The organism is Chloroflexota bacterium, from assembly GCA_018648225.1.
Lineage (GTDB): Bacteria > Chloroflexota > Anaerolineae > Anaerolineales > UBA11858 > NIOZ-UU35.
The window spans coordinates 1,699-7,220 of record JABGRQ010000184.1 but is presented as its reverse complement, the minus strand read 5'-3'; the positions used below and the strand labels follow the sequence as shown (position 1 = coordinate 7,220).

Annotated in this window: 4 protein-coding genes; 2 read left to right on the top strand and 2 right to left on the bottom strand. The window is 50.1% G+C overall.

Going from position 1 to position 5,522, the window contains the following annotated elements; all coding sequences use genetic code 11:
- The first annotated feature begins 103 nt into the window (after window positions 1-103).
- Entirely contained in the window at window positions 104-319 is a 216-nt protein-coding gene (locus tag HN413_16350; GenBank protein ID MBT3391971.1) for a hypothetical protein, read from the top strand.
- A gap of 126 nt (window positions 320-445) precedes the next feature.
- On the opposite strand, the gene HN413_16345 is transcribed toward HN413_16350, so the two are convergent.
- Both HN413_16345 and HN413_16340 read right to left on the bottom strand, forming a co-directional pair.
- Window positions 446-1,597, bottom strand: a complete 1,152-nt coding sequence (locus HN413_16345; protein ID MBT3391970.1) for an acyl-CoA dehydrogenase — start codon at window positions 1,595-1,597, stop codon at window positions 446-448.
- Between the two features lie 106 nt (window positions 1,598-1,703).
- A complete protein-coding gene (locus HN413_16340) occupies window positions 1,704-3,404 on the bottom strand; it encodes an acyl-CoA dehydrogenase (protein MBT3391969.1) in 1,701 nt (566 codons plus the stop codon).
- A gap of 292 nt (window positions 3,405-3,696) precedes the next feature.
- Between HN413_16340 and HN413_16335 the strand changes: the two genes are divergently transcribed.
- The coding region (locus tag HN413_16335; GenBank protein ID MBT3391968.1) for a hypothetical protein at window positions 3,697-5,522 on the top strand (1,826 nt) is incomplete at its 3' end.

Here is a 5,522-nt window from a genome sequence, read left to right as displayed (position 1 = left end):
CCCTACATAACTGTATGCTTGAGCAACAGAGATTTGTGCTACAATGAAATTTGCCGGGATTTGTTTTTATGTTGGTGAGTATGACTCACAAAGGAGATGATCTATGGATAAAGAGAAAATGCTGAATTTAATGCGATACTGGCTGTTTGGAACCTTCGTGATTGTCTTTGTCGCAGCAACTGTCTATGTAGGGGTTGCCCTGGGAACTGGCCTTGCCATTTTTAAAGAACCCTTCTTTTGGCTGGCTATGGTTATCACTGGGGCTTTGTGTGCAGTATGGTATTACATTTACAAGTGGTATCTCGACAAGAAAGCGTAATTTTGTTGCCATCCCCGGTAAATAAACTGACGAAGTCGCACGATTGACTTCGTCAGTTTGTTTTTAAATTCAGGGTTCTTACTGCCGCATGTGCGCTCCCCCAAATTAAAAGCCCAGAAATTGAAATTATCTGATCTCTGCCAGCACTTTACGAGCAATAACCATGCGTTGTACTTCGCTGGTGCCCTCGCCGACGGTCATCAGGCGGGCATCACGGTACATGCGCTCAACGGGATACTCGCGGCTATAGCCGTATCCTCCGTGAATTTGAATGGCATTACGGGTGACGCGTTCGCCCATCTCGGATGCAAAAAGTTTCGCCATGGCCCCTTCTTTTGTGTATGATAATCCCTGATCCTTGAGCCAGGCTGCGTGATAAACCATCAAACGGGCAGCATGAATCTCGGTTGCCGCATCGGCCAGCATCCACTGAATGGCTTGATGTTCAGCAATCGGCTTTCCGAAGGTTTGACGCTCTTTGGCATAGCGTACCGCAGCTTCCATTGCCGATTGGGCGATTCCCACCGAAATAGCCGCGATGCTGATGCGCCCGCCGTCCAATGTGCGCAGGGTTTGCTGTAACCCATGCCCCTGCTCGCCGAGTAAATTCTCCGCCGGGACGCGCACATTTTCATAGGTGATGGCATTGCTATGGCAACTGCCCAACCCCATTTTTTTCTCATGAGGGGCAACGTGCAGGCCGGGCGTATCCGTGGGGACGATGAACATGCTCATCGAGTCCGAACCACCCTCGGGCTGCGTTACCGCCAGCGTGATGATATAGTCGGCGTCTCCGGCGTTAGTAATCCAGGCCTTGCTGCCGTTAATCACCCACATCTCCCCATCCAATTTCGCCCGTGTGCGCACCGCTTGTAGATCGGAGCCTGCGCCGGGTTCTGTCAGGGCCAGGGCAGCTAGTTTGCTTTTGCCACGGACGGCGCGCGTCAGGTATTGCTGTTTTTGTTCATGAGTGCCAAACCTGGCAATCGGCGCGCAACCCAGACCGGTGTGTGCAGCCACTGTCAGTGCTGTGCCGCCATCTGCCCAGCCCAATTCTTCGATGGCAATTGCAGCACAAATCGCATCCACACCAGAGCCGCCATACGCTTCCGGCGCAGTGATTCCCAAAATACCCATTGGCCCCATTTTGCGCAGAGCAGGCCAGTTGAGTTCGCCGCGTTCACTGAAGTCAGCCGCATGGGGTTGAACTTCTTGCGCCACAAAATCGTGCACGGCCTTGCGCCACATACGTTGTTCTTCGTCTAAGTTAAACTCCATTCGCAATCTCCTTTTGGGTGTTGAAAATGATTAACCACGCAGGGCACAAAGGGGCACGAAGAATTTTTTCGTTGTATTTCTTCGTGCCCTTTGTGGTGAAAATACTTTAAGGTTGCATTGCGTAAAGGTCTTTGAGGGCGTACACATGCTCTTGCCAAACTTTTTGATACCGGACTTCATCCACGGCGGCTTTACGGATCATGCGCTGGCAAAATACCATTTGGCTCTCGGTGCTGCTGGGTTTGCCGTAGAGCTGCAAGGCATGTTTCGAAAAATCGCGCACCATAAAATCGAAAATCTGGTCAATCAATGCTGCGTCGATTGCATAAATGCGTGCGTTTTCGAGAATAAGTTGCGCATAGACAACCAGAGCGAATAGCTCGCCTAATGCGAGCAGAAAATCAATATCTTTGCGCTGAGCCTCATCGGGCGCGGCTGCAAAGAGAAATTCTTTAAGGATGGCGGTTTGTTGGCGGAAAATTTGCACATTGGGGAGGTCAACCGCCCGGAAGGTTTTCTCATAGTCATGGAAGCGGATCTGACTCAGCCCGCGGGTGGTTCCCTGGTCAAAGAGAAAATCATCATTTTGGGGGTGATCCTGCTTGGGGAGTTCCGGGTACTCGGCGGGATTGAAGAAATAATTAGGCATGAACTTGACGATCAGGGCGATATTGACATGCACTGTACCTTCGAGTTTGGGCAGCGCCCGGATGTCGCGTGTCGCCATCTCGAAATACGTGTCGGCTTCAAAGCCCTTGGCAGCAATTACATCCCACAACAGATTGATGACTTCTTCGCCCTGGGTGGTGACTTTCATTTTGACCATCGGATTATAGAGCAGGTAGCGACGGTCTTCGGGTGAGGCGGCGCGCATATAGTCGGCAGCGCGCAGGGCGAAGAGTTTCATCGCCACCAGGCGGGCATAGGCATCCACAAACATCTGTTTGACATGGGGAAAATCAGTGACTGCCATACCATAGAGATGGCGGTTGGCGGCATGGTTGATAGCCTCATACAGGGCATGGGTGCAAATTCCAATCGAAGCCCACCCCAGATTGTATTTGCCTACATTGACGGTATTGAGCGCCGAATCCCAGGCGGCTTGTCCCTTTGAGAGAATCTCGGCTTCGGTTATGGGGTAATCGTGCAGGGCATATTGCCCAACATAGTTTTGGCTGGCGGTCACATTTTTGATGAGTTGATAGCCTTTGTTGCGGAAATCGGCGTTAAAGAATACATATTCACCGCTGTCGTTAAATTTGCCAAACGTAGAGACCATCGGGGCAAGATTGGCATTGCCGATATAGTATTTCTCGCCGTTGGCAAGGTAGCTGCCATCCCCCTGGGGGGTAAGACTCATCTCCGTTGAATAAATATCAGCCCCGTGGTTGCGTTCCGAAAGCCCAAATGCAAAAACGGCACCCTCCTCCAGGAGTTGTGCCGCTTTCTTCTTCAGGGTTTCATTGTCACCCATCCAGATCGGTCCGAGACCCAAAATGCTGACCTGCCATGTGTACCAGTAGGCCAGACCATAAAAGCCCAGAATTTCGTTGAACTGGCAATTGCGCCAGGTATCCCAGCGGTAGTTTTCGTCGGCGCCGTAGGACGTGGGTGTGAGCAGCGTGGCGAAGAGTTTCTCTTGTTTTACAAATTCAAGAAAATCGGCATACCAGACACGGGCGTGGTCGTCGGCCTTGATTTTGGCCTTCCCCTGGTTTTCAAAGAACGCCACCGTTTTTTGCATGATCTGGCGCGAGGCTTCGTCGGGGTAATTGCGGGTGAGCTTATTGGGATTAAGGAGGATCATACGTTGCACCTTTCGGGGAGGGGGTAGTTGAATTATAACATTTTCAGAAGTATATATTTGTGGCCGTGTGTTGACAGATGGACCTAACTGATTATTCTTCTTCAAGCCAAAAGTATCTGCTTATGCGCAAAACAGCCTGATTGTTAGTTGTTTGATAACTTTTATCCTTGAAATCGCACTAGCCACTGATAAAATGTAACATATTTTATTGGGTCTCTGGGCATCCCTGTGGTAGGTGGGGTTTCTAACGGCAGTTCCCAAAAAGCCATTTTATTTTTTGTGGAGAAGATAAATGCCTTTCGATTTGCGCCGATTGCCAAAGCGAGTAAGTACCCTTGATTTTTTACGGGGAGTTCTTGTACTTATTGTGATATTGATTCACGGGACGCGGATTGTGCAGGCGCGGCCATTCCATGCAGCAACACCTTCTACGTCGGCGAGCATCCCTGGCGAGGTGATGTTGGGAGAGTTGTTTACTTTTGATATTGCCTTCAAGAATACCGGCGGCGATGAAGGCTACGGCCCATTTATCGATGTTGTTTTCCCGTATAATAATGGTGATGGTATTGATTTTAATACCGGAACGGGCGCGACATACCTGGGGCAAAAGCTGGATTGTTCAATTGCCACTTTCAATAATCAGGAAAAAGCGACGCATCCTTTTGCCAAAGATACCAGTGGAAACCTGATCGTTATCACCGGGCCAACCGGTTCTGAAGGCAATAAACTCGTATCCTGTAAACTGCCTTTCGGCTCTTTTGTATCCAGCCAGCCAGAAGTTAAAGTCACCTATAACGCCACCATGAGCGCCACAGCAGACCCCAGTACCGCGCTGACCTTTCGTTCTCGGGGCGGCTTTCAATTTGGTGAAGACCCATTGGATAACTGGTGTTGCGATGCCGTAAAACTGAATCCATCCCAGAATACGATTGATGATTGGCCAGGGAATGACGTTGACCCCACCCTGATAACAACTAACAAAATCATGACACCCGGCACAGGGTCTGAGTTTGAAACAGCCACCGGCCCTAATTTTGTCAGTCAGTACACAATCTCGGTAAATATTGCCGATGGGCAGACCATTGATAGCTTGCAAATTACCGAGAACTTGGATGGCCGTATCCAGTTTATGAGCGTGGGATCAGTCAGCCCTTCCGGTTCATGTAGCACAATCCCCAGCACGACGACCCCAGGGGGGATTTTGGTTTGTGATATGGGTTCTGTAACTGGGGGATCAGGCAGCAATGACGCTTCGGTTACCTTTTCATTCTATATTCCAGACAAAGACGTCAGTAGCAACGATATTTTGACGCCCAATGTGGGTGGTTGCAATGGACTAATTCCCAATACCATCTCGGTTACAGGAAACTGGGGGAGTACTCCCCAAACGGCCAGTGATACGGACTCTAGCGACCATGAATTTTACGCCTGCGCGGCTGCAGCTCAAAAGAGCAAGAACATCGTCAATGATGTATCCCCCACCGGGGTTTCGCCGGGGGATACGATAGAGTATTCCCTGAATTTCCAGATATCCGATTACTTTGCTGTGGAAGATATTATCCTTGATGATGTGTTTTCGGATGGTCAACTCTGGGATGCCACATTCACCCCAACCATGACGCTAACCGAACACGGCAGCCCCACTGCGGGAAATATGGACGCGGGCAGCTACACAATTACTCGTGATACGGGAACCCCCGGGACCAGCACCGGGGAAACGACGGTAGTTTTCAATATAACCAATGAACTCTCTGACCGAGGCCTGGACATAAAAATTTTAGGAGGTTGTGTGCCCGCTGGAGGGGGAACCTATAATTGTAGCGGGACGAATAATAAAGGCAGCACTACAGGGGTGATAACCTTCCGCACTGTGGTGCAGGAAGAATTCACCGATGCGCATTTGCTTGCAACCAACTCTGGCGATTCGAGTGTGGATCAGGGAGATATACTCAAGAACGAAGTGTCCACCGAAGCTGAGGTGCTGGATAATGCCACTCTCGTTGGCACAACCAAGATAACCAAAGATGCCAAGGGCGTCAGCGAAGTGGAAGTAACCCTAACCCGAGGCACCTCTTCGAAGAGTTTTTATGCGATCAATGGCAATACAGCCTACACGAC

Coding starts and splice junctions, on each gene's coding strand:
- HN413_16345 (MBT3391970.1), bottom strand. CDS start 1,597: ATGGAGTTTAACTTAGACGAAGAACAACGTATGTGGCGCAAGGCCGTG.
- HN413_16350 (MBT3391971.1), top strand. CDS start 104: ATGGATAAAGAGAAAATGCTGAATTTAATGCGATACTGGCTGTTTGGA.
- HN413_16340 (MBT3391969.1), bottom strand. CDS start 3,404: ATGATCCTCCTTAATCCCAATAAGCTCACCCGCAATTACCCCGACGAA.